19 protein-coding genes and 1 tRNA gene are annotated in these 23,482 nt (G+C 72.1%); 9 read left to right on the top strand and 11 right to left on the bottom strand.

Features of this window, described 5'->3' with window-relative positions; translation table 11 throughout:
- Window positions 1-25 precede the first annotated feature (25 nt).
- From OG254_RS10530 to OG254_RS10520, 3 genes are all read left to right on the top strand, one after another.
- Window positions 26-1,573 (top strand): APC family permease, encoded by a 1,548-nt coding sequence (locus tag OG254_RS10530; protein ID WP_405579849.1) that lies wholly within the window; start codon window positions 26-28, stop codon window positions 1,571-1,573.
- A gap of 79 nt (window positions 1,574-1,652) precedes the next feature.
- Window positions 1,653-2,402 carry a molybdopterin-dependent oxidoreductase gene (locus OG254_RS10525; RefSeq protein WP_405579846.1) on the top strand — a complete coding sequence of 250 codons (750 nt, stop codon included), beginning with the start codon at window positions 1,653-1,655 and terminating at the stop codon, window positions 2,400-2,402.
- A complete protein-coding gene (locus OG254_RS10520) occupies window positions 2,386-3,009 on the top strand; it encodes a cytochrome b/b6 domain-containing protein (protein ID WP_405579844.1) in 624 nt (207 codons plus the stop codon). Before OG254_RS10525 ends, OG254_RS10520 begins: the two co-directional genes overlap by 17 nt.
- Window positions 3,010-4,171: 1,162 nt before the next feature.
- Here OG254_RS10520 and OG254_RS10515 read toward each other — a convergent pair.
- The 4 genes from OG254_RS10515 to OG254_RS10500 form a co-directional block, all read right to left on the bottom strand.
- Window positions 4,172-5,197, bottom strand: a complete 1,026-nt coding sequence (locus tag OG254_RS10515) for an L-idonate 5-dehydrogenase (RefSeq protein WP_405579841.1) — start codon at window positions 5,195-5,197, stop codon at window positions 4,172-4,174.
- Window positions 5,198-5,211: 14 nt separating this feature from the next.
- Entirely contained in the window at window positions 5,212-5,973 is a 762-nt protein-coding gene (locus OG254_RS10510) for an SDR family oxidoreductase (RefSeq protein ID WP_351198442.1), read from the bottom strand.
- 10 nt (window positions 5,974-5,983) lie between these two features.
- Entirely contained in the window at window positions 5,984-7,411 is a 1,428-nt protein-coding gene (locus tag OG254_RS10505) for a GntP family permease (RefSeq protein ID WP_405579838.1), read from the bottom strand.
- A gap of 69 nt (window positions 7,412-7,480) precedes the next feature.
- Complete coding sequence (locus OG254_RS10500; RefSeq protein WP_351198438.1) at window positions 7,481-7,999, bottom strand: gluconokinase; 519 nt, start codon at window positions 7,997-7,999, stop codon at window positions 7,481-7,483.
- Window positions 8,000-8,136: 137 nt separating this feature from the next.
- On the opposite strand from OG254_RS10500, the gene OG254_RS10495 reads away from it, so the two are divergent.
- Entirely contained in the window at window positions 8,137-8,838 is a 702-nt protein-coding gene (locus OG254_RS10495; protein ID WP_405579835.1) for a FadR/GntR family transcriptional regulator, read from the top strand.
- 5 nt (window positions 8,839-8,843) lie between these two features.
- Here the strand turns inward: OG254_RS10495 and OG254_RS10490 are convergent, their stop codons facing one another.
- The 3 genes from OG254_RS10490 to OG254_RS10480 all read right to left on the bottom strand — a co-directional run bounded on the left by OG254_RS10490 (window position 8,844) and on the right by OG254_RS10480 (window position 14,507).
- A complete protein-coding gene (locus tag OG254_RS10490) occupies window positions 8,844-9,218 on the bottom strand; it encodes a YchJ family protein (RefSeq protein ID WP_405579832.1) in 375 nt (124 codons plus the stop codon).
- Window positions 9,219-9,231: 13 nt separating this feature from the next.
- Window positions 9,232-10,575, bottom strand: a complete 1,344-nt coding sequence (locus tag OG254_RS10485; RefSeq protein WP_405579829.1) for a M1 family metallopeptidase — start codon at window positions 10,573-10,575, stop codon at window positions 9,232-9,234.
- A 77-nt stretch (window positions 10,576-10,652) separates the two neighbouring features.
- On the bottom strand, window positions 10,653-14,507 hold the full coding sequence (locus OG254_RS10480; protein ID WP_405579826.1) for a Pls/PosA family non-ribosomal peptide synthetase: 3,855 nt from the start codon (window positions 14,505-14,507) through the stop codon (window positions 10,653-10,655).
- A 350-nt stretch (window positions 14,508-14,857) separates the two neighbouring features.
- Here OG254_RS10480 and OG254_RS10475 point away from each other — a divergent pair, with 350 nt between their 5' ends.
- Entirely contained in the window at window positions 14,858-16,120 is a 1,263-nt protein-coding gene (locus tag OG254_RS10475; RefSeq protein ID WP_405579823.1) for a hypothetical protein, read from the top strand.
- Between the two features lie 13 nt (window positions 16,121-16,133).
- On the opposite strand, the gene OG254_RS10470 is transcribed toward OG254_RS10475, so the two are convergent.
- A tRNA-Leu gene (locus OG254_RS10470) sits at window positions 16,134-16,221 on the bottom strand.
- Window positions 16,222-16,410: 189 nt separating this feature from the next.
- On the opposite strand from OG254_RS10470, the gene OG254_RS10465 reads away from it, so the two are divergent.
- The 3 genes from OG254_RS10465 to OG254_RS10455 all read left to right on the top strand — a co-directional run bounded on the left by OG254_RS10465 (window position 16,411) and on the right by OG254_RS10455 (window position 19,115).
- Window positions 16,411-17,736, top strand: coding sequence for a M20/M25/M40 family metallo-hydrolase (locus OG254_RS10465; RefSeq protein ID WP_405579821.1), 1,326 nt, complete (start codon window positions 16,411-16,413; stop codon window positions 17,734-17,736).
- Between the two features lie 155 nt (window positions 17,737-17,891).
- A complete protein-coding gene (gene chpH, locus OG254_RS10460; RefSeq protein ID WP_147996994.1) occupies window positions 17,892-18,125 on the top strand; it encodes a chaplin ChpH in 234 nt (77 codons plus the stop codon).
- Window positions 18,126-18,272: 147 nt separating this feature from the next.
- A complete protein-coding gene (locus OG254_RS10455) occupies window positions 18,273-19,115 on the top strand; it encodes a chaplin (protein WP_405579818.1) in 843 nt (280 codons plus the stop codon).
- Between the two features lie 94 nt (window positions 19,116-19,209).
- On the opposite strand, the gene OG254_RS10450 is transcribed toward OG254_RS10455, so the two are convergent.
- Window positions 19,210-19,398 carry a DUF5703 family protein gene (locus OG254_RS10450; RefSeq protein WP_005485166.1) on the bottom strand — a complete coding sequence of 63 codons (189 nt, stop codon included), beginning with the start codon at window positions 19,396-19,398 and terminating at the stop codon, window positions 19,210-19,212.
- A gap of 47 nt (window positions 19,399-19,445) precedes the next feature.
- Here OG254_RS10450 and OG254_RS10445 point away from each other — a divergent pair, with 47 nt between their 5' ends.
- Window positions 19,446-20,201, top strand: coding sequence for a hypothetical protein (locus tag OG254_RS10445; RefSeq protein WP_405579814.1), 756 nt, complete (start codon window positions 19,446-19,448; stop codon window positions 20,199-20,201).
- 83 nt (window positions 20,202-20,284) lie between these two features.
- On the opposite strand, the gene OG254_RS10440 is transcribed toward OG254_RS10445, so the two are convergent.
- Together OG254_RS10440 and OG254_RS10435 are read right to left on the bottom strand one after the other, a co-directional pair.
- On the bottom strand, window positions 20,285-22,474 hold the full coding sequence (locus OG254_RS10440; protein ID WP_405579811.1) for a helix-hairpin-helix domain-containing protein: 2,190 nt from the start codon (window positions 22,472-22,474) through the stop codon (window positions 20,285-20,287).
- Entirely contained in the window at window positions 22,471-23,454 is a 984-nt protein-coding gene (locus OG254_RS10435) for an aldo/keto reductase (RefSeq protein WP_405579808.1), read from the bottom strand. The genes OG254_RS10440 and OG254_RS10435 overlap by 4 nt, the downstream gene beginning before the upstream one ends.
- Window positions 23,455-23,482: the final 28 nt, after the last annotated feature.

The raw sequence follows: 23,482 nt of genomic DNA, 5'->3' as shown, positions 1-23,482 counted from the left end.
CAAGCCGACCCAAGGACGGTCCCCGATGACCACGGGCAGTTCCAGCACGAGCAGAGCCACCGCCGACGGCGGCGGCATCAGTACGTTCAAAGGACAGGACCGCGCCCTGCGCGCCGACCGGCTGGGCACCACGGGCCTGCTGCTGTCCGTGCTCGCGGCGACCGCACCCCTCATGGTCGTCGCGGGTGTCATGCCCACGACCTTCGGGGTGATGGGGGTCCTCGGCCAGCCGCTGCTCTTCGTGATCCTCGGCGTCGTCCTCGCCCTGTTCAGCGTCGGGTACGCAGAGATGAGCCGGCACGTCCACAACGCCGGCGCCTTCTACGCCTACATCTCCCGCGGCCTCGGCGGCACGGCCGGCGCCGGCGCCGCGATGGTCGCGCTCGTCGCCTACAACGCGCTGCAGGTCGGCATCTACGGCATCTTCGGCTTCGAGGTCTCGGGGCTGTTCGCCACCTACCTCGACACCGAGATCGCCTGGTGGATACCGGCGCTGATGGCCGTGCTCGTGGTCGGCGCCCTCGGCTGGCTGAAGATCGACCTCAACGCGCGCGTGCTCGGCGTCCTGCTGATCATCGAGGTCCTCCTCGTGGTCGTCTTCGACGTCGCCGCCATCGCCGACCCGGCCAAGGAAGGCCTGTCCCTGCACGCCTTCAACCCGGACACCCTCAGCGGCGCGGGCATCGGCACCGCCCTGTGCTTCTGTGTCGCCGCATTCCTCGGCTTCGAGCAGGCCCCCGTCTACGCCGAGGAGACCAGCCGCCCGCACGTCCTCGTACCCCGCGTGATGTTCCTCGCCATCGGCGGCATCGCGGTCTTCTACACGATCAGCTGCTGGGCCTACACCGTCGCCGCCGGGCCCTCGGCGATCGTCGGCACCGCGCAGGACCAGAGCGCCGGGCTGCTGTTCTTCCTCACCGAGGACCTGCTCGGCGGCACCTTCACCGACGTCCTGCACGTGCTGTTCGTCACCGGCATGTTCGCGGCCATGCTCAGCTTCCACAACGTCGTCGCGCGCTACGCCTTCGCCATGGGCCGCGAGGGCCTGCTGCCGTCCGCCTTCGGCCGGACCAGCGGCGCGAGCGGCGCCCCCGGCACCGGGTCGCTGCTCCAGACCGTGATCTCGCTGGTGGTCGTCGCCGTCTTCGCCCTCACCGACGACAGGCCGACCGGCGACCCGACCGCGCCGGTGCTGCACCTGTTCACGTGGATGGGCAACCTCGGGGCGCTGGGCGTCGCCGCGCTGATGGCCGCCGCCTCGGTCTCCGTCATCGCCTTCTTCGTCCGCCGCGGAGCCGCCGCCAGCCAGTTCTGGCGGCTGGCCGCCTCCGCCCTCTCGGTCGTCGCGCTGGCGTTCATCGTCATCTACACCGTGAAGGACTTCGACGTCCTGATCGGCGCGGGCCCCGGCTCCGCCCTGAGCTGGGCGCTGCCCGCCGTGATCGTCCTCGCCCTGGCCGTCGGCGTGGCCCAGGGCCTGCTCCTGCGCTCCCGCGCCCCCGAGCGGCACGCCCGCATCGGGCTCGGAAACGAGGCGTTCCAGCTGGAGAAGGAGGCGGCGAAGACGCCGTAGCGTGAGAAGTGGTTACGGAACTCTGACGAGCACCCGCGATTCCTGGTCCCGCCGGGGTCGCGGGTGTTCGAATGAGTAGGTGAACCCCGAACAGCCCGAAGCGCAGGACGAGGAACAGGGCGAGCAGAAGGGCAAACCCATCGGCCGCCGTGTCCTGCTCGGCACCCTCGGCCTGGGCGCCCTCGGCGTCGTCACCGCGCCCACTCTCCAGCGCGGCCTGGAGTCGTTCCTCGCGAGCGCCTCCGACAAGGACCCCACCGGCCTCAGCGAACTGCTGCCCAACGGCGGCGGCTTCCGCTACTACTCGGTGACCTCCTCCGTACCCCGCAAGAACGCCACCACCTACCGCCTCACCGTCGACGGCCTGGTCGACCGCCCCGGGTCCTACACACTGGCCGACCTGCGCGCCCTGCCGCAGACCCGGCTGGTGCGCGACGTCCAGTGCGTCACCGGCTGGCGGGTGCCCGGCACGCCCTTCGAGGGGGTGCGCCTGTCCCGGCTCCTGGACGCCGCGGGAGTGCGCGAGGGGGCCGGAGCGGTCCGCTTCACCTGCTTCGACGGCGCGTACAGCGAGAGCCTCACCCTCGACCAGGCCCGCCGAGCGGACGTCCTGGTCGCCCTGCGCATGCAGGACAAGGACCTGGGTCACGCCCACGGCGGCCCGGCCCGCCTCTATGTGGCCCCCATGTACTTCTACAAGTCCGCCAAGTGGCTCTCCGGCATCACCGTCACCGAGGACGTGAAGCCGGGCTACTGGGAGGAACGGGGCTACGACGTCGACGCGTGGGTCGGCCGCTCGAACGGACGCGACGATGAGCCTACGACTTGACGCCCCCGGCGCGGCCACCGGCGTCCGGCGCTTCGGCGGAGCCACGCGCTGGGTGCACCGTACGACGGCCGTGCTGATGGGCGTGTGCGTGGTGACGGCGGCCTGCCTGTACATCCCGCAGTTCGCCGAACTCGTCGGCCGCCGCGAGCTGGTGGTCCGTGTCCACGAGTGGGCCGGCCTGGCCCTGCCCGTGCCCGTCCTGGCCGGGCTCGCCTCCCGGCTGTTCCGCGCCGACCTGGGCTTCCTCAACCGCTTCGGCTCGCACGACCGCGTCTGGCTGCGCGCCGCCCTGCGTCGCGACAAGCGGTACTCGTCCCGTCCGGCGGGCAAGTTCAACGCCGGGCAGAAGATCTACGCCGCCTGGATCGCCGGCGCGACGCTGGTGATGCTCGGCACCGGCCTCATCATGTGGTTCACGCATCTCACGCCGATTCAGTGGCGCACCAGCGCGACCTTCGTCCACGACTGGCTGGCCCTGACCCTCGGCATCGTCCTGGCCGGCCACATCGGCATGGCTCTGGGCGATCCGGAGGCCCGCCGGGGCATGCGCACCGGACTCGTGAGCCGGGAGTGGGCCGAGCGGGAGCATCGGCTGTGGAAGCCCTGAGGCGGTGAGGGGCGGCAGCAGTCCACTCAGCGGTGGCGTGGTGTCGCCCGCTGTCCCGTTCCCCGCACTGGGAGCGGGGACCACGTCGGGGGCCACGACCGTGAAGGCGCCCGGCAGCCGTACAGTCACATCGGGTCCGCCGTACCGTACGGCCACGTCCACCGGCCCCGGCTCCAGAGCGGGTACGACGACGGACACCGTCGCCCGGTCGCTCGACTCCGGCTTCAGGAACTGCTGTCCGCCGACGCTCACGGCCTCGCTCCGCAGGAGTTCGGCGGGGTCGAAGTACGGGTCCGCCAGCTCGATCCCGATCACCTCACCGGGCTTCGCCTCGCCGTCGCCTCCCGTGTCCACCCCGGCGATCCGGTAGCCGCACGCCGGGGTGCCGTTCGACGAGGGCTTCAGCCGGACGGTCGCCTCCGGATGCCGTCGGTGGAAGTCGAGGAGCCCGCCCAGAACGGCGTACGCGGCACGGCTCTTGCAGGAGTCGGACTTCACCGCCGGGGCCGCCCGCTCCCAGCTTCCGCCCTCGCCCTGGACGGCGAGACACGCGGTGGCCAGGGCGCGCAGCAGCGTCCAGTCGCCGTCGGCCGACGAGCCGGGGATCACGCTCAGCGCGGTCCGGCACTCGGCGGGGTCACGGAGCAGGTCGTACACGCTCGCCGGATCCGGGACGCCGTCGGCGTTCGGCGATTCGGGGCCGGGCGGGAGCCAGGCCGGGACCTCCAGGATCCGCCGGCTCACGGAGGGACTGGGGGAGGGGCTCGCGGTGGGGCTCGCCGCGGAGCTCCGCGGCAGGCCGGGAGCGGCCGTGGGCACCGGCACGCTCACATGCCCGTCGGGCTTCTGCAGCACCTCGGGGCCGGAACCGGGCGGTCCGGGCGACGGCTTGCGGACGCCGGCCGAGGGCTCGGCGGTGACGATCGTGCCCTCGCCGCCCCTGCCGTCCGCCGGGCCACGCCCGTCGCCGGTGAAGGCCGCGGCGGCCACCGCCACCGCCCCTACGACGAGCAGCCCCGAGATGCGCATCCCGAGGGAAACCGTCATGACGCCCCCCGATGTTTCTCGCCCTCGACGGTTGAAAGGCCTCCGAGGGTGTCCACATCATCGGGCCCGCCGCGCCCTGATGGGAACCCAAGGGCGTTGCCCGACCGTCATTCCTTCATTCCTGGAAGTCCAGCAGCACCTTGCACGAGCGGCTCCGGTCCGCGGCCAGTTCGAAGGCCGCCTGGGCCTCCAGCACCGGCACCACCGCGCTCACCAACCCGTCGAACGAGCCCTGCGCCGCGAGCAGTTCCAGCGCCGCGTCGAACTCCCCGTCGAAACGGAACGCCCCCCGCAACTCGATCTCCCGGCTCACGACGAGGTTCCCCGCAAAGGGACTCTGCCCCGGTGGCAGCATCCCCAGCTGCACCACGACGCCGCCGCGCCGCACGAGCCGCAGACAGGTGTCCAGGCCCGCGGCGACCCCGGACGCCTCGATGGCCACGTCCACCTCGGAGGGCCACCCGGCATCGTCCGGCTCGTCGGCCCGTACGACGGTGTCGGCGCCGGCGATCCGCGCGTACCGCAGGGCGGCCGGCAGCAGGTCCGTCACCGTCACACGGGCCGCGCCGGCCGCCTTCGCCGCCGCGACCACCAGACAGCCGATGGGCCCGGCACCGGTGACCAGGACATGCCTCCCGGCCACCTCCCCGGCCCGCCGCACCGCGTGCAGTGCGACGGACAGCGGCTCGGCGAGCGCCGCCCGCCGCAGGTCGAGGCCGGCCGGGAGCGCCCGCAACTGGTCGGCGGGGACGGCCACCCGAGCCGCGAAGGCGCCCTGCACATGGGGGAAGCGGGCCGCGCTGCCGAGGTAGCGGGTGTCGCGGCAGACGTTGCGCCGCCCGTCCGCGCACTCCGGGCAGCGGCCGCAGGGCGTGGCGGGGTGAACGGCGACGGCCGTACCGGCGAGGGGACCGGACGCCCCGTCACCGTAGGAGACGACCGTCCCGACCACCTCGTGCCCGAGCAGCATCGGCTCCTTGAGGCGGAAGTCGCCGACGCCGCCGTGGCGCCAGTAGTGCAGGTCGGAGCCGCAGACCCCGCCGTACCGGACGGCCACCAGCGCCTGCCCGGGGCCGGGTTCCCCGGCCGGCAGTTCCTCGACCCGCAGGTCGCCCTGACCGTGGATCACACAACCGAGCATCCCTCGGGCCTCCTTCACAGCACGCTGGTCATGCCGCCGTCGACGTAGAGCACCTGTCCGCTGATGAAGTCCGCGGCAGGAGAGGCGAGGAACAGCACACCGCCCACCAGGTCCTCGGTACGGCCCCAGCGTCCGGCCGGGGTGCGCCGCCGCACCCACGCGCTGAACTCCTCGTCCGCGACGAGCGGCCCGGTCAGTTCGGTCTCGATGTAGCCGGGGCCGAGGCCGTTGACCTGGACGCCGTACGGGCCCCAGTCGGCGCACATGCCCTTGGTGAGCATCTTCAGTGCGCCCTTGGTGGCGGCGTACGGCGCGATGCCCGGGCGGACCACCTCGCTCTGCAGCGAGCAGATGTTGACGATCTTTCCGTGGCCGCGTTCCGTCATCCGCCGGGCGGCTTCACGGCCCACCAGGAACGCGCTGGTGAGGTTGGTGTTCAGGATGCGGTGCCAGTCCGCGTCGGTGAACTCCAGCAGGGGTGCGCGCAGTTGCATCCCCGCGTTGTTGACCAGGATGTCGAGCGGGCCCACCCGCTCCTCGACATCCGCGATCCCGGCGGCCACCGACGGGCCGTCGGTCACGTCGAACACGGCCGTGTGGATCCGGTCGCCGGGCAGTTCGGCGGCGGCCTCGGTGAGGCGTTCGCCGCTGCGCCCGTTGAGGACCACCGTGCAGCCGGCCTCGGCCAGACCGCGGGCGAGCGCGAGGCCGATGCCCCGGCTGGAGCCGGTGACCAGGGCCGTGCGGCCGCTGATGTCGAAGAGCGGGTGACTCATGTTCGTACCCCTAAATGACCAGCGAGAGCAGCAGGACCAGACCACCGGCGACCACGGAGATGATCGTCTCCATGACGGACCAGGTCTTGACGGTCTGGCCCACGCTCAGTCCGAAGTACTCCTTCACCAGCCAGAATCCGGCGTCGTTGACATGGCTGAAGAACAGCGAGCCGGCGCCGATGGCGAGGACGAGCAGGGCCGCGTGGGTCGTCGACATGTCGGCCGCGAGGGGGGCGACCAGACCGGCCGCGGAGACCGTGGCCACCGTCGCCGAACCCGTCGCCAGCCGGATCGCGACCGCGATCAGCCAGGCCAGCAGCAGCGCCGGGATCGACCAGTCCTCGGAGATGTCCAGGACCATCTGACCCACACCGGTGTCGATCAGCGTCTGCTTGAAGCCGCCGCCCGCGCCCACGATGAGCAGGATGCCCGCGATGGGGGCGAGGCCCTTCTCGACCAGCGGCGTCAGGCGCTCCTTGCCGAACCCGGCGGGCCGCAGAAGCGTGAAGATGCCGACGAGCACGGCGGCCAGCAGCGCGATCAGCGGCGAGCCGACGACGTCGAACACACGCTGCACGGTGTTCTCCGGGTCGTCGATGACGATGTCGACGAGCGCCTTGGAGAGCATCAGGACGACGGGGAGGAGGATGGTGGCCAGCGTGGCGCCGAAGCCCGGGAGCTTCTTCAGGTCCTCCGAGGCGCGCTGCGCGGGGGTCTGGGGGGAACCCCCAGTTGATTGCAGCATCCGGTCCGGGGCCGGGACGTCCACCCAACGGGCGGCGTACCGCGAGAACACCGGGCCGGCGATGATCACCGTCGGTATCGCGATGAGGACGCCGAGCGCCAGCGTCACGCCCAGGTTGGCGCCGACCGCGTCGATCGCGACCAGCGGACCGGGGTGCGGCGGGACCAGGCCGTGCATCACGGACAGACCGGCGAGGGCCGGGATGCCGATGCGCATCAGCGAGTAGTTGCCGCGCTTGGCGACCATGAGCACGACCGGGATCAGCAGCACGACGCCGACCTCGAAGAACAGCGGCAGTCCGATCACCGAGGCGATCAGCACCATCGCCCAGGGCATCGAACGCCCGCTCGCCTTGGCGAGGATGGTGTCGACGATCTGGTCGGCGCCGCCGGAGTCGGCGAGCATCTTGCCGAGGATCGCGCCGAGCGCGATCAGCACGCCCACACCGGCCACGGTGGTGCCGAGCCCGGTGGTGAAACTGGCGATGACCTTGTCGAGCGGTGCCCCGGCGAGCGCGCCGAGCACCAGCGAGCCGAGGGTCAGCGACAGGAACGCGTGGAGCTTGAACTTGGTGATGAGCAGGACGATGACGGCGATGCCCGCCAGGACGGCGATACCAAGCTGAGCGTGGCCGGCCGAGGTGATGGGCTCGACGGTGTCCGCTGCCAGCATCTCGACGCTGAGTCTGGTCACGGGGGTTCCCTTGCAGATACGGGGGTTGGGGGAGGGGTACTGCCGTGGGGGGCGGCGGTGGTGCGGGTGCTACGCGCCTGACTCGGGAAGCCCGTTCAGCGCTTCGACGGCCCGTTCGGTGATCTCCTCGGGGCTGCCGGCGACATCCACCGCGACCCCGGCCTCGTCGGCCCGGAGCGGCTGGAGCGTGGCGAACTGCGAGTCCAGCAGCGCGGTCGGCATGAAGTGCCCCTGCCGGTGCGCCATCCGGTCCTCGATGAGGGCCCGGTCACCGCTCAGGTGCACGAACACGACCCCGGGCGCCTCGGCCCGCAGCCGGTCCCGGTACGACCGCTTCAGCGCCGAGCAGCTGACCACCCCGCCGAGCCCGGCCCGTCCGTGCGCCCAGGCGCCGATGGCGTCGAGCCAGGGCCACCTGTCGTCGTCGTCGAGCGGGACGCCGGCCGACATCTTGGCGATGTTGGCCTGCGGGTGGAAGTCGTCGCCCTCGGCGTAGGGAACGCCGAGCCGGGCCGCGAGCAGGGGACCGATGGTGGTCTTGCCGGTGCCCGCGACGCCCATGACCACGACGACATGGGGGGTACTCATCGCTGCCTCACTGTCTGCTGTCCTCGTCGACACGTGATGTCGACGCCACTGAAACGCATTAGGTACGACGAATTCAAGAGTGTGTGATGTATAAGTCTGACTTTTTGAGATCGTGATCCACCGCGTACGCTGAGTGCATGACCACTCCGGGCCGGGGTCTGCACGGCCATGTACTGGAAATACTCGGCCCCGCGATCACCGCCGGCGAGTATCCGCCCGGCAGCGTCCTGCGCACCGACGAACTGGCGCAGCGCTTCGAGGTGTCCCGCTCGGTGATGCGCGAGGCGGTCCGGGTCCTGGAGTCCATGTACCTGGTCGAGTCCCGCCGCCGCGTCGGTGTGACGGTCCGTCCGAAGTCCGAGTGGAACGTCTACGACCCCCAGGTCATCCGCTGGCGACTGGCCGGCGCCGACCGCCCCCACCAACTGCGCTCGCTCACGGTCCTGCGCTCGGCGATCGAACCGGCCGCCGCCGGCCTCGCGGCGAAGCACGCCACCGCCGACCAGTGCGCCGAACTCACCGAGTGCGCCCTCGGCATGGTCGCCCACTCACGCGGCCACCAGCTGGAGGGCTACCTCGTCCACGACGTCGCCTTCCACCGCGTCGTCCTCAAGGCCTCCGGCAACGAGATGTTCGCGCGCTTGGGCGACGTCGTCGCCGAGGTCCTCGCGGGCCGCACCCACCACGAGGTCATGTTCGAGGACCCCGACCCCGCCGCGGTCACCCTCCACGTCCAGGTCGCCGAGGCGATCCGCGCGGGCGACGCGACGCGAGCGGAGCACCTCACCCGCGAGATCACGGTCGGCGCGCTTCAGGAACTGGACATTCTGGCGCCGTAGCCGCGCTAGCTCTGGAACTCCCCGTCCACGTACACCCAGGCCCCGTCGACCCGCTCGAACCGGCTGCGCTCATGCAGCGAGCCGCCCCGGTACGAGGCGCGGAAGGTCACGGTCCCGGTGGTGTGGAACGCCGACCCGTCCGTCGTGTCCAGGATCTCCAGGCCGGTCCACCGCATCGCCGGATCGAGCTCCAGCTGCGCGGGCCGCGTCCGCGGATGCCAGGTCCGCAGCAGGTACGCCACATCGCTCTTGACGAAGGCGCTGTAGCGCGACCGCATGAGTGCCTCGGCGGTGGGCGCGGCGGCGGCACCCGAGTGGCGCCGGCCGCAGCACTCGTCGTAGGGCTCGGGCAGCCCGCACGGGCAGGAACGCGTGGTCATGGCCGCCATGGTGCTAGCCCGCCGCCCACGTCTGGGCCCCCGGCAGCGCCGGCAGCGCCGCCTCGTGCACCCACGCCTGGAACAGCTCGTCCACCGGCTCGGTCGCGAAGCGGGCCACGTGCGAGGTGAACGCCGCCGTCGTCACCGTGCCGCCCCGATGCAGCTGCCCCCAGCTGCGCAGCATGCGGAAGAAGGCGATGTCGCCCAGCGCGCAGCGCACCGCATGCAGGGTCAGCCCGCCGCGCTCGTACAGCCGGTCGTCGAACATGGCCTTGCGGCCCGGGTCCGCCAGCCGCAGATCCTGCGGCATCGTCGACAGCAACCGGTGCGCGGCGGACGCGAGTTGCTGCGCGGTCCGCCCGCCCGAGCGCTCCGACCACAGCCACTCCGCGTACTTCGCGAGCCCCTCGTTCAGCCATATGTGCCGCCAGTCCGCGATGGACACGCTGTTGCCGAACCACTGGTGCGCCAGCTCGTGCGCCACCAGCCGCTCCGAACCCCGCGCCCCGTCCACGTGATTGGCGCCGAACAGCGACAACCCCTGTGCCTCGACGGGCACATCGAGTTCCTCCTCGGTCACCACGACCGCGTACTCGTCGAAGGGGTAGGGCCCGAACAGCTCCTGGAAGACGTCCATCATCTGCGGCTGGCGCGCGAAGTCCCGCGAGAAGTCGGCCAGCAGCTGCGCCGGGATGTGCCCGTGCTGCGGCACCCCGCCGAGGCCCGGGTCGCCCAGCAGCACCGTCTGGTACTTGCCGATCGACAGGCCGACCAGATAGCTGGACGTCGGCGCCGCCTGCTCGTAGACCCAGGTGGTCGTGCTCGCCTTCGTCGTCCGGGTCAGCAGGCGCCCGCCCGCCACCACGGCGTACGCCGACGGCGTGGTGATCGAGATCTGGTACGACGCCTTGTCGGCGGGCCGGTCGTTGCACGGGTACCACGAGGGCGCCCCGATCGGCTGGCTCGCCACCAGCGCCCCGTCCTCCAGCTCCTCCCAACCGAGCCCGCCCCAGGGACTGTTCACCGGCTTGGGGTTGCCCGACCAGTGCACCTCGACCGTGAAGGCCGCCCCGGCGCGGATCGGCTTGGCGGGACGGACCCGCAGCCTGCCACCGCGGTGCGTGTAGTGCGGCTGGCGCCCGTCCACCCGGACCCGCCCGATCTTGAAGTCGGACAGGTTCAGCACGAACTCGGGCAGCGGGGAGCGCCCCGCGATCGCGTTGATCCGGGCCGTCCCCGACAGCCGGTTCGGGCCCGGGCGGTAGTCCAGCGCGAGCTCGTACCGGTGCACCCGGTAGCGGGCGTCGCCGTGCTCCGGGAAGTACGGGTCCGCGCCCGCCGTCTGCTGAACTGCCACTGCCGTCTGTGCTCCCTGCGCCGTACTGCTGCCACTCCGTGCCGGCCCACTGCTTACCGGCCCCGAGTGGGCCGCGCTCAGGGACGCCATGCTTCGATCGGATTACCGAGCCAACGGGTGTCGTCGGGGACCGACTCCGCCGCCATCACGAGCGACGCGGGACCCAGTGTCGTGCGGGCCCCGATCGCGCTGCCGGGAAGGACGATCCCGCCAGGACCCAGCGTCGCGCCCTCACGGAGGACCACAGTATCCGTCCGCAAGATCCGGTCGTGGAAGAGGTGCGTCTGGAGCACACAGCCCCGGTTCACGGTGGTGGCGTCCTCAAGGGTCACCAGATCCGTCTCCGGCAGCCAGTAGCTCTCCACCCACACGCCCTTGCCGATCCGCGCACCGAGCCCCCGCAGCCACGCCGTCAGCACCGGCGTACCCGGCACCGAGCCCGCCAACCACGGCACGGCGAGCACCTCGACGAAGGTGTCGGCCAGTTCGTTGCGCCACACGAAGGAGGACCACAGCGGATGCTCCCCGCTGTGATGCCGCCCCACGAGCAGCCACTTCGCCACGATCGACACGAGCCCCGCCACGGCCCCGGCGCCGAGCAGCACCAGCCCCGAGAGCAGCGGCGCCCAGACGCCCAGCGCACACAGCGCCGCGACCGTCAGCACCGCCAGCCCCGCCGAGCAGAACACCGGCACGATCCGGCACAGCTCCACCAGAGCGCGCGCCCACAGCAGCCGGGCCGGCGGGTCGTACGTCAGGCTCTGATCGCCGTCGGCCGCGCTGCGCGGCAGCTTCATCGGCGGCAGCCCCAGATACGACGTGCCCTTCTTGGCCTTCTTCGGCGTCGCCGACAGCACACCGACCAGCCCGCCGTCCGGCACGCTCCGCCCGGGCGCGGTCATCCCCGAGTTCCCGAGGAAGGCCCGCCGCCCGATCTCCGCGCGCCCGATCCGCATCCAGCCGCCACCGAGCTCGTACGGCGCGGTCAGCGTGTCGTCGGCCAGGAACGCGCCCTCACCGACCGTCGTCAGGCTCGGCAGCGCCAGCACGGTGGACACCTCGGCGCCCCGCCCGATACGCATCCCGAGCAGCCGCAGCCACACCGGCGTGACCAGCCCGGCGTACAGCGGGAACAGGGTGTCGCGCGCGCGGTCCATCAGCTGCGTCACGGTCCACGCCTGCCAGCCGATGCGGCTGTGCGTGGGATGCGTGCCCTCACGCAGGCCGAGGCTGAGCAGCCGTACGGCGATCAGGATCAGCAGCGCGTACGCCGCCCCGAAGGTCAGCGTCGCCGGTACGAGGGCCAGCGCGGCGCCCGTCAGCGGCGCGTCCGGCGTGAAGAACACCCGGGCCACCAGGAACGCGGCGGCTCCCGCCAGCACCGGCAGCGCGTTGAGCGCGAAGCCCGTGATGCCGTACATCACCCGCCAGTACGTCCCCCGGCGCGGCCGCTCCTTGGGCCAGTTGCGCTTGGCCTTGCCGAGCTTGACCGCGGGCGCGCCCGCCCAGCGCTGGCCGGTCGGGATCTGCCCGGTGACCGCGGAGCCGGGGGCCACCTCGGCCCGCTTGCCGACGCGGGCGCCCGGGAAGATCATGCTGCGGGTGCCGACGACGGCGTGCGCGCCGACCCTGACCGTGCCGATCTCCAGCCGGTCCCCGTCCAGCCAGTACCCGGACAGGTCCACCTCGGACTCGACCGCCGCACCGCGCCCCAGCTTGAGCAGCCCGGTGACCGGCGGCAGCGAGTGCAGGTCCACCTCGGGCCCGACCTTGGCGCCCAGTGCCCGCGCATACCGCTCCAGCCAGGCCCCGGTCAGCGAGGTCGCCCCGCTGAACTCGGCCAGCCGCTCGGCCGTCCACAGCCGCAGATGCACACGGCCACCACGCGGGTACCGGCCCGGCTTCACGTCCTTGAGTAGCAGCCGCGCACCACCGGCGGCGAGCGCGAGCCGCCCTGGCGGGCTGAACAGAGCCACCGCGCCGGCCGCGAGCAGCCACCAAGGTGCCGTCGGCAGCCAGCCGTAGGCCGGCAGCAGATTGCCGAGCGCGGCCAGTACGACCGTCCAGCGCAGGCCGAGCAGCGTGAACAGCGGCACGAGCAGCAGGAGCTGGACCAGCTGCGCACGCCGGGGCACCGGCGCGACGATCCGCTCCGACCCGTCGTCCTGCGCGGACTTCTCCAGGTGGCGGGCCAGCTTGCGCAGCACCGGCTGCTGGTAGATGTCCAGGACGGCCGCGCTCGGATAGCGGGTGCGCAGCCGCGTCGTCAGCTGTGCGGCGGCCAGGCTGCCGCCGCCGATCGCGAAGAAGTCGTCGGAGGCGCTGGTGACCGGGATGCCGAGCACCTCGGTCCACTGCTCGGCCAGCCACGCCTCGGTGCCGTACAGGTGCTCGGCCGGGCCGGAGGACTCCAGTCCCTCCAGCGGCCAGGGCAGCGCGTTGCGATCGACCTTGCCCGAGGTACGGGTCGGCAGGTCGTCGACCGGCGCGAGCAGCGGCACGAGCGCGGCGGGCAGCTCGGCCCGCAGCTTCTCCACGGCCGCCGCCTGGTCCCAGCCGTCCTGCGTGACGACGTACCCGACGAGGAGTTGGTTGCCGCTGCGCGCGCTGCGCACCGCGGCGGCCGCACCGGCCACCCCGGGCAGCGCCTGCAGCGCGGCATCGACCTCACCGAGCTCGATCCGCCGCCCGCCGAGCTTGATCTGTTCGTCGGCCCGGCCGAGGAAGACCAGCCCCTCCGGCTCCGCCTTGACGAGGTCACCACTGCGGTACGCCCGCTCCCAGCCCAGGGACTCCAGCGGCGCGTACTTCTCCGCGTCCTTCTCCGCGTCGAGATACCGGGCCAGACCGACCCCGCCGATCACCAGCTGCCCGCTGGCGCCCATCGGCACGGGCTCGCCGGCCTCGTCGACGACGGCCAGCTCCCAGCCGTTCAGCGGCAGCCCGATCCGGATCGGCTCCTCACCGCTCATCAGCGACGCACAGGCCACCACGGTCGCCTCGGTGGGCCCGTAGGTGTTCCAGACCTCGCGCCCCTCGGTCACCAGCCGCTGCACCAGCTCGGGCGGGCAGGCCTCACCGCCGAAGATCAGCAGACGAACGTCGCCGAGGGCCTCGACCTCCCAGAGCGCGGCGAGCGTAGGCACGGTCGACACGACCGTGATCTCCTGCTCGACCAGCCACGGCCCGAGATCGGCGCCGCTCCTGACCTGCGAGCGCGGCACCGGCACCAGACAGGCGCCGTAACGCCAGGCCAGCCACATCTCCTCGCAGGACGCGTCGAACGCGACCGAGAGACCCGCCATGACCCGGTCACCGGGCCCGATCGGCTCCTCGGTGAGGAACAGCGCGGCCTCGGCGTCCACGAACGCGGCGGCACTGCGGTGCGAGACGGCGACGCCCTTCGGCTTCCCGGTGGAGCCGGAGGTGAAGATGATCCAGGCGTCGTGCTCCACGCCGGGGCGGCCGGCGGGAACCTCGCTGCGGCCGGTGACGGTCAGCTCGTGCCCGGCCCCCACGACGGCCCGTACGTCCGCCTCCCCGAACACCAGCTCGGCCCGCTCGTCCGGGTCCTCGGCGTCGACGGGGACATAGGCGGCGCCGGCCGCGAGAACGGCGAGGATTGCGACGTACAGGTCATTGGTGCCGGACGGTACGCGCACGCCCACCCGGTCGCCGAGCCCGACCCCGGCCGCGCCGAGCGCGCGCCGCAGCCGCTCCACCTCGACGGCCAGCGCCCGGTAGGTCAGGCTGGTCGTGCCGTCGTCCAGGGCCGGCTCGTCCGGGTAGGACCGCACCGACGCGTCGAAGATGTCGACGAGGGTGCGTGGGGAGGCCGCGGAGCCACCGGAGAAACGGGCGGTGTCGCCGAACTTCTCGCGGAGCTCGTCGTCGAGCAGGCCGAGAGCATCGCTCTCGTGAATCGCTGCCATCCGGTCCTCGCGTCTCGATCCCGGATATCTCCGGGGCGCTGGCGGGCCCGCAGGTTTGCCTGGGGTTGTCCGGCTCCAGTCAGGTACAAACCGAAAATTTTAGTACGACGCTAGGTTCGGGGCAGGTTCACAGCCACTCAGGGCACCCGTTCGGGCTCCTCGGCGACGCGGCGGACGGCCACTGACCTGGTGATCTTCGACCGAACGAGACATCGCCCACACAATGCGTGACCAGCGGGGTCGACACGGCGTCCGGATGGCCCATTCCGGGATGCCGCGAACCCTGTTCTCGGCGGGAATGGACACGTGCCGCGACGTGCCGCGGACGGTGTCCCGATGCCGGAGGACGAATGTCGAACCCACAGGGTGGTCGTGCGGGCCGGGTGCTGCGCAGCACGGCCTCGGCGGTGCTGATCGTCCTCGCGTGCGTCCTGGTCCCCGTCACCGTGATCACGGTGTGGGTGCACGACATCGCCCTCGACACCGACCGCTACGTCAAGACGATGAAGCCGCTCGCCACCGACCGCGCGATCGAGGACGCCGTACGCCACCGGCTCGTCGACGCGGTGGACGTCCGCGTGAACGGCAAGCAGGTGACCGCCGACATCGCGGCCTGGCTGGAGTCACAGGGCCTGGCGCCGCGGGCGGCCAACGCGGTCAAGGCACTGGCCCCCCAGGTGGACGCGGCCACCAACGCCGCGGCCGAGCGCGTGGCGACCCGCCTCGTGGAGAGCGACAGGTTCGAGACGCTGTGGGTCACGGCGAACCGCACCGCCCACTCGACCCTGGTGCACGCCCTGACGGGCAAGGGACGCGGGGCGGTCGGCGTCGAGGAGGGCACCGTGACCCTCGACGTCGGCACCGCCGTGGACACCGTCAGGAAGGAACTGGAGAGCGCCGGCGTGGGGGTGGCGTCCAAGATCCCGAACGTCGACAAGCAGGTGGTGCTGTTCAAGTCCGATCAGCTCGACCAGTTCCAGGACGCGGCACACGCGCTGGACCTGGCCGGCTACTGGATGCCGGTGATCACCGTGGTGCTCGGGGCGGCCGGCGTCCTGCTCGCCCGCCGTCGCCGCCGCGCGCTGGCGAAGGCGGCCCTGGGAGCGGCCCTGGGCTGTCTGATCGTGGCCATCGGCCTCGTCATCGCCCGCCGCTACTACCTGGACCATCTCCCGCCCACCGTCCTGTCCGAGCCGGCGGCGGCCACGCTCTTCGACACCCTCCTGCGCTTCCTGCGGGTCACGCTGCGCACGGTGATCGTGCTCGGTGTGGTCGTCGCGCTGGGCGCCTACCTCGTCGGCCCCGGGCGGCTGCCGCGCGCGGTACGCGGCCGGGCCGAGCGCAGCGCCGACTCCACGGCCCGGTGGGCGGGCTCGCACGGCGTCACCACGGGCCGGGCCGGGACCTGGACCGAGTCCCACCGCAGGTGGCTCACGATCGGCGTGGTGCTGCTGATCGTGCTGATCTTCGCGCTGTGGAACAACCCCACGCCGGTGACGATCCTGGTCCTGGTGGTCATCCTGCTCGCCGTACTCGTGGTGATCGCCCTGCTGGCGGCCGACGGCCGTAGAAGCGCCCCCGGGACCCCGGAAAAGCAAGAAACCCCTGCTTAGCAGGGGTTTCAGCTGGTGTCCGAGGGGGGACTTGAACCCCCACGCCCGATAAAGGGCACTAGCACCTCAAGCTAGCGCGTCTGCCATTCCGCCACCCGGACAAGGTGTCTGTCGTGCGGGGTTTCCCCCGCGGCGACACAGGAAACATTACCAGGCTTCGAAGGGTGCCCCGATCACCCCCCGTCGCGCCGTGAACGGCGTGTGACGGGCCGCGGCCGCCCTTGGGCGGGGCCCCGGGGAGGGGGAGTATGAGGGGGACCACCAGCAGGGACCGCGCGGAAGGAAGCAGCGTGAGCGAGACGGACACGGCCAGGGGCGTCACCGGCGAGGACGAGGTCGTTGACCTCTGCCGCGAGCTGATCCAGATCGACACCAGCAACTACGGCGACCACTCGGGTCCCGGTGAGCGGAGGGCGGCGGAGTACGTCGCCGAGAAGCTTGCCGAGGTGGGCCTCGAACCGCAGATCTTCGAGTCGCACCCCGGGCGGGCCTCCACGGTGGCCCGCATCCAGGGCGAGGACCCCTCCAGGCCCGCGCTGCTCATCCACGGCCACACCGACGTCGTACCGGCCAACGCGGACGACTGGACCCACCACCCCTTCTCCGGCGAGGTCACCGACGGGTGCGTGTGGGGCCGTGGGGCCGTCGACATGAAGGACATGGACGCGATGACCCTGGCGGTCGTCCGCGACCGGTTGCGCAGCGGCCGCAGGCCCCCGCGCGACATCGTCCTCGCGTTCCTTGCGGACGAGGAGGCCGGCGGCAAGTTCGGCGCCCGGTTCCTCGTCGACAAGCACCCGGACCTCTTCGAGGGCGTCACCGAGGCGATCAGCGAGGTGGGCGGGTTCTCGTTCACGGTGAGCGAGCAGCGGCGGCTCTATCTGATCCAGACGGCCGAGAAGGGCATGCACTGGATGAAGCTGACCGTGGCCGGCACCGCCGGGCACGGTTCGATGATCCACCGGGACAACGCCATCACCGAGCTGTCGGAGGCGGTCGCGCGGCTCGGCCGGCACAAGTTCCCGGTGCGGGTCACCAAGACCACCCGGGCCTTCCTCGACGAACTGGGCGACGCCCTCGGCACCGAGCTCGACCCGGAGAACATGGAGGGCACCCTCGCCAAGCTCGGCGGCATCGCCAAGCTCATCGGCGCGACCCTCAGCAACACGGCCAACCCCACGCAGCTCGGCGCGGGCTACAAGGTCAACGTCATCCCGGGTGAGGCCACCGCGCATGTCGACGGGCGCTTCCTGCCCGGGTTCGAGGAGGAGTTCCTCGCCGACCTCGACAAGATCCTCGGGCCCAAGGTCAGGCGCGAGGACGTGCACGCCGACAAGGCCGTCGAGACGAGCTTCGACGGGGCGCTCGTGGACGCCATGCAGTCCGCACTCGTCGCCGAGGACCCGGCCGCCAAGGCCATCCCCTACATGCTCTCCGGCGGCACGGACGCCAAGTCGTTCGACGACCTCGGCATCCGTGGCTTCGGCTTCGCCCCGTTGAAGCTGCCGCCGGAGCTGGACTTCGCGGGCATGTTCCACGGCGTCGACGAGCGGGTGCCGGTGGAAGGCCTGAAATTCGGGGTCCGGGTGCTCGACCGCTTCATCGACGCGTCCTGACCGCCGACCGGAACAACACTTCCGTAATCGACCAGACGTACTGGCCGTGACTGGGGAGAGTGAACACGCTCATAGGGTCGTAGCCCTATTAGTTCCTCCTCGTTACAGGTGATGCGATCAGCTACTTGTGATCGCATTGCCAACAAGGAGGAATAATGATCAAGAAGGTCGTCGCCGCTGCGGCTGCCACTGGTGGGCTGGTTCTCGCGGGTGCGGGCCTGGCCGTCGCCGACTCCGGTGCCCAGGGTGCTGCGGTGCACTCCCCGGGCATCCTGTCCGGCAACGTTGTTCAGGCGCCGATTCACGTCCCCGTGAACGTCTGCGGCAACACGATCTCGGTGATCGGGCTGCTGAACCCCGCCTTCGGCAACACCTGCATCAACAAGTGACGTTGTGCCTCGCCCCGTGAATCGGGGCTGAGCCCGTCGGCCCCGGAGTGCGTGCCATGCGCTCCGGGGCCGACCGGCCTTTCGGGACGTCGGCGCAATTGCCGACGTCCTCCTTTCGGAACAACGTCGAAGGCAGGTAATCAGCAAATGCGACAGGTCACCCGCAAGGGCTTGATGACCGTGGCGGCCGCGACCGGCGTCATCGCCGCCGCGGGCGGCACGGCCCACGCGACCGGCGCGGGGGCGCACGGCTCCAGCGTGAACTCGCCCGGCGTGCTCTCGGGCAACACGGTGCAGGCTCCGGTGCACGTGCCGGTCAACGTCTGCGGCAACACCGTCAACGTCGTCGGGGTGCTCAACCCGGCGATCGGCAACAGCTGCGCCAACACGGGCGGCGGCTCCCACGGTGGTGGGGGCGCGTCGGCCGACGGCCACGCCAGTGACTCGCCCGGCGTCGGCTCCGGCAACCACGTCGAGGCGCCGGTGCATGTGCCGGTCAACGTGTGTGGCAACAGCGTCGACATCATCGGCATCGGCAACCCCAGCACCGGCAACGACTGCGGCAATGGCGGCGGGGCCCACAACCCGCCGGGGTCGCCGCAGGAGCCGGGCAATCCCGGGAACCCCGGTAATCCGGGGAACCCTGGTAACCCGGGCAATCCTGGAGAGCCCGGGAATCCGGGCAACCCCGGAAACCCCGGTAACCCGGGTAATCCTGGGAACCCCGGAAATCCCGGTAACCCGGGCAACCCGGGGGAGCCGACCCACCCCGGTTCCCCGAGCACGCCGCCCAGCACGGGCGGCGAGACTCCGGGCGGCGGCTCCTCGAACCCGAACCAGCCGGGTGCCCACTTCGTCACCCAGCCCCGGGGTGACGCCGAGCTCGCCCAGACCGGCAGTGACCTGCCGCTGGGTCTGGTCCTGCCGGTCGGCGCGGGGGCGCTGCTGGCCGGAGCGGTGCTGTACCGCAAGGCACGGCCGTCGCTGTAGGAGGCCCTGACTGCCGGTACGAACGGAGCGGGCCCCGCCTCGGCGGGGCCCGCCTCGGCGGGGCCCGCTCCGTGTGTTTCCTGTCCGCCTCAGCTCACCATGTTGCCCGCACCTGTCGGATGATCCGGCGGCGCAACCGCACCCGGCGGCTGCCGTCCCGCAGCAGGCTCAGGCGGTCCAACTCCCAGTGTCCGTACTCGGCATGGTCCGTCAGCAGGCGTGTGGCGTCCTTGCGGGAGACCCCGCGCGGCACGTACACGTCGACAAATTCGTATTCCGGCATCGCATCTATTGTGCGGGCTGGGGCCCGGTACGGATAGCGTCTGCACTATGTCTGATGCTGTGCAGCCCACCGCTGCCGAGGTACGCGCCGCCGCCGAGGCGGTCAAGACCGCGCTCGACCGCCACCTGGCCGCGGTCGAAGGCCGGTCGGGTGAGGACGACCCGGCCGTCTACGACGCGTTCAACCAGCTGGCCGCGGCCGCCGAGGCCTACGACGAGCTGCTCTACGACCGCTACGACGAGGTCACACCCTTCGAGATCCCCGGTACGGAGGACGCGCTGCCGCCGTACACGGGCCCCGAGGAACCGAACGCGCTGAGCGTGCTGATCCGCCGCGACTACTCCGTGGCGGAACCGCAGCGCCTGCTGGCGCAGGCCCAGCGGGTCGAGGCGGCGGACTTCGACGACGGCGCGGACGCGGACGCCTCCGGCACGGTGCACGGGGCGCTGGGCATCCTGTTCGGCGAGTTCGAACCGGACGAGATCGCCTCCCGGCACAAGGAGTTCGGCCTGGAGGAGGGTGACTCCACGCTCTGGGTGACCGCCGCGGACGACCAGTCCGACCCCGGGGAGTGGCTGGAGGCACCCTTCGAGGGGGTCGATCCGCAGCGGGTGATCTGCCGCTTCGACGTCAGCACGGTGTTCGACGACGACCTGGACGACGAGGACGTCGAGGACGCCGAGGAAGAAGCCGAGCGGGACCTCGAGGACGACTCCGAGGACGACTCCGAGGACGACATCGAGGACGAACTCGACACCGACCTGGACGAGGACGACCTCGAAACACTCGACGCGGATCGCTGACGCGGGGCGCGGCTGTTTCGGCGGCGATGACGGTGAATGCCGTGATCGCCGCCGTTGTCGTGTGCCGCAGCCGCAGCCGCAGATCAGTCCACCGACGGCACCAGTGGTCCGAGCAGGACCGGGAGGCGGGTCGTGCGGGGCTTGGCCGGGATCTCGGTGACCGCCCGGGAGAGGGCCTGGTCGACGCCGTGGACCACGGAGAGGTGGCGGTCGGCCCGGCTGAAGGCCGTGTAGACCCAGGGGCGGTTCAGGGCCTGGGCCGCGTCGCCGGGGAGGACCACGACGACCGCGGGCCAGCGGGCGCCCGCCGCCTGGTGCGCGGTCACGGCCCAGCCGTGCCGCACGGACTGCTCCACCCGCTCCTTCGGTACGACCACGGCCTCGCCCGCGCAGGACAGGTGCAGTCCCTCGGCGTCCGCCTTCACCACCTGGCCCGGCACCGTACGCCCCGGCGCGGGGGAGTACGCGACGCGGTCACCGGGGTCGAAGCCGCCGAAACGGCCGGGGCCCGGGTTGAGCCGCTCCTTGAGCGCGGCGTTGAGCGCGCGGGTGCCGGCCGCGCCGCCGTGGCCCGGCGTGATCACCTGGGTCTGCTCCGCCGGGATGCCGATCGCCCGCGGCACCGAGTCCGCCACGAGCTGCACGGTGCGGTGCACGGCCTCGCCCGCGTCCCGCACGGGCACGATCACGACCTCCTTGCCGGGCGCCTCGACCTGGTTCAGCTCGCCGATGCCGATACCGGACACCAACTCGCCCAGCGGGCCGGGATCCGGCCGCCGCGAGGCGATCTGCGGGCAGATCCGCGCCGCCAGCAGATCGGCGAATACCCGCCCGGGCCCCGCCGACCACAACACCCCCGGATCCCCGGCGAGCACCAGCCGGGCCCCGTCCGGCAGGGACTCCGTGAGCAGGGCGGCCGTCTCGACGTCCAACTGGGGCGCGTCGAGCACGACGAGCAGATCGAGGTCGAACGCCCCGTCCGCGTCCCGACCGGGCCCTTCGGCGCCGGACAGCAGACCGGCCACGGTGGCGGCGCCGGGCACGGACCCCGGCTCGGCCGGACTGCCGGGCCCGCTCAGCAGGGCCGAGAAGCGCTCCCGGCCGAGCGGAACGTGCGTGGCCGCCCAGGCGCGCAGCCCGAGAGCGTGCGCGCCGCGCAGCAGCTCCGCCGGTTCCGCGCGGGACGCCTCCCCACCGGTGTGCAGGACCAGGCCGTGGGTCGCGACCGCGCGGATCAGGTCGGTTGCGGAACCCGCGCCGGCCGCGGCCCGCTCCCACTCCTCGGCCGAACCGTCCTGCTTGGGCGCCGAGTTGATCAGCCGGCCCAGTCCGTCCGCGAGGCTCTCCTCCGCCAGGGCGTACCGCTCCAGGCCGACCAGGACACGCACCGGCCGCTCCTCGTCCTCCTCCGCCTCCTCGTCGCGCACGGCCGGGGCGCCGGGCTCGTCCAGGGCGTCCTGGAAGGCCAACGCCTCACCCTCGGCCAGGGTGTTCTGCACGGCCGTATCGGCGTCCGGCACTGCGTGCCGGCCCAGTGCCGCGGTGAGCGCCGGCATCTCCAGGGCCGTGTGCCCGGCCAGGGCCGCCTGCTCCAGGAGCCAGACGGTGACCGCCCGCCCGCGCCGCTCGTCGTCCGGTCCGCATTCCGCGCCGAGCAGCGCCCTCGCGAACCCGTCGGCCTGCTCGGGCCGTACGCCACCGACGCGCAGCAACTGCCAGGGATCCGCCCGCAGCTGGTCGGCGGCGCCCTCGCCGAAGGCCTCCGCGACCTGCGCGGCGAGCGCCTCCGGGGCACCGCCCTCGGTCAGCACCTGCCGCACGGACTCGACGGTCTCCGAAGCGGGGGCGGTGGGTGCGCCCGGCGGCGCCGCGGGCTGCGGCCGGCGGGCCGGCTCCGGGGCGGGGCGGCGCGGTGGCTCCGGCTCCCTGAAGACGGTGGCCGGGGGCTTCGCGCCGCTCTCCACGGCCCGTACGGCCGCGAGCAGATCGGCGGCCGTCCCGCTGAGCTTGGCCCCGCTCTCGACGGGCGCCTGCTTCTCGGCCTTGCGCCGCTCGATCCGCTCCCGCTCCAGGCGCTGAGCCGCCAGCTCGGCCTCGGCCTCGGACAGTTGGGCCGCGCTGTCGCCCTCGGCCGTGGTGGTCTCGCTCGCGGTCCCGCCGTCACCGTCACCCGACTCGGACACGGGGACGACGCCTTCGCCGGCCTCGGTGCCCCCGGCCCCCGGCGTCCCCGGCTCCGTGTCCTCCGTGGTCTCGGGTGGCTCCGTGCTCACAGCGTGCTCCAGTCGTGATCGGGATAGCGGTGCACAGGCGCCGACACGTCGTCGAGCGCCCGGCAGATCTCGTCAGGAAGACTAAGGGCCTCCACTGACAACGCTGCCGTGAGCTGCTGCGCGTTGCGCGCGCCGATGACGGGCGCGGCGACGCCGGGCCGGTCGCGGACCCAGGCGAGGGCGACCTGGAGCGGGGAGACGGCCAGCCCGTCGGCCGCCGTCTGCACGGCGTCCACGATCCGGCTCGCCGTGTCGTCGAGGTACGGCGCGACGAACGGCGCCAGATGCTCCGAGGCGCCGCGCGAGTCGGCCGGCGTCGCATTGCGGTACTTGCCGGTCAGCACGCCCCGGCCGAGCGGGGACGAGGGCAGCATGCCGATGCCCAGATCGAGGGCGGCCGGCAGCACCTCGCGTTCCACCCCGCGCTGGAGCAGGGAGTACTCCAGCTGTGTGCTCGCCAGGCGGGTGCGTATGCCGGGCGCCGCGAGCTGCCAGGTCGCCGCCTTGGCGAGCTGCCAGCCGCAGAAGTTGGAGACCCCGGCATAACGCGCGCGGCCGCTGCTGACCGCCAGGTCGAGCGCCTGAAGGGTCTCCTCCAGTGGTGTGTACGGGTCGAAGGCGTGTATGTGCCAGACGTCGACGTAGTCGGTCCCGAGCCGGGCCAGCGAGGCGTCCAGTGCGGAGAGCAGATGGCCGCGCGAGCCGTCGAAGCGGCGGTCCGGGTCGGGAACGCTGCCCGCCTTCGTCGAGATGACCAGGTCCCGCCGCGGCACCAGCCCCTCCATGAGCCGCCCGAGCAGATACTCGGCCTCCCCGTCGCCGTACACGTCAGCCGTGTCGACGAGGGTGCCGCCCGCCTCCCAGAACGTCTTCAAGAGGTCCGCGGCGTCGTGCTCGTCGGTGTCCCTGCCCCAGGTGAGGGTGCCGAGCCCGATCCGGGACACGCGCAGGCCGGTGCGGCCGAGATGCCTCTGCTCCATGAACGCCGAGATTACTGGCCAGAACCTG

This window comes from Streptomyces sp. NBC_01092 (assembly GCF_045039535.1).
GTDB lineage: Bacteria > Actinomycetota > Actinomycetes > Streptomycetales > Streptomycetaceae > Streptomyces.
The sequence above is the reverse complement of the archived record's forward strand: the minus strand, read 5'-3'. Positions and strand labels throughout refer to the sequence as shown.

Excerpts from the sequence above, each read along its gene's own strand:
- OG254_RS10445 (WP_405579814.1), top strand. The coding sequence starts at position 19,446 with ATGTCTGATGCTGTGCAGCCCACCGCTGCCGAGGTACGCGCCGCCGCC.
- OG254_RS10490 (WP_405579832.1), bottom strand. The coding sequence starts at position 9,218 with ATGACCACGCGTTCCTGCCCGTGCGGGCTGCCCGAGCCCTACGACGAG.
- OG254_RS10520 (WP_405579844.1), top strand. The coding sequence starts at position 2,386 with ATGAGCCTACGACTTGACGCCCCCGGCGCGGCCACCGGCGTCCGGCGC.
- OG254_RS10530 (WP_405579849.1), top strand. The coding sequence starts at position 26 with ATGACCACGGGCAGTTCCAGCACGAGCAGAGCCACCGCCGACGGCGGC.
- OG254_RS10455 (WP_405579818.1), top strand. The coding sequence starts at position 18,273 with ATGCGACAGGTCACCCGCAAGGGCTTGATGACCGTGGCGGCCGCGACC.
- OG254_RS10475 (WP_405579823.1), top strand. The coding sequence starts at position 14,858 with ATGTCGAACCCACAGGGTGGTCGTGCGGGCCGGGTGCTGCGCAGCACG.
- OG254_RS10510 (WP_351198442.1), bottom strand. The coding sequence starts at position 5,973 with ATGAGTCACCCGCTCTTCGACATCAGCGGCCGCACGGCCCTGGTCACC.
- OG254_RS10480 (WP_405579826.1), bottom strand. The coding sequence starts at position 14,507 with ATGGCAGCGATTCACGAGAGCGATGCTCTCGGCCTGCTCGACGACGAG.
- OG254_RS10450 (WP_005485166.1), bottom strand. The coding sequence starts at position 19,398 with ATGCCGGAATACGAATTTGTCGACGTGTACGTGCCGCGCGGGGTCTCC.
- chpH (WP_147996994.1), top strand. The coding sequence starts at position 17,892 with ATGATCAAGAAGGTCGTCGCCGCTGCGGCTGCCACTGGTGGGCTGGTT.
- OG254_RS10495 (WP_405579835.1), top strand. The coding sequence starts at position 8,137 with ATGACCACTCCGGGCCGGGGTCTGCACGGCCATGTACTGGAAATACTC.
- OG254_RS10500 (WP_351198438.1), bottom strand. The coding sequence starts at position 7,999 with ATGAGTACCCCCCATGTCGTCGTGGTCATGGGCGTCGCGGGCACCGGC.
- OG254_RS10515 (WP_405579841.1), bottom strand. The coding sequence starts at position 5,197 with ATGCTCGGTTGTGTGATCCACGGTCAGGGCGACCTGCGGGTCGAGGAA.
- OG254_RS10435 (WP_405579808.1), bottom strand. The coding sequence starts at position 23,454 with ATGGAGCAGAGGCATCTCGGCCGCACCGGCCTGCGCGTGTCCCGGATC.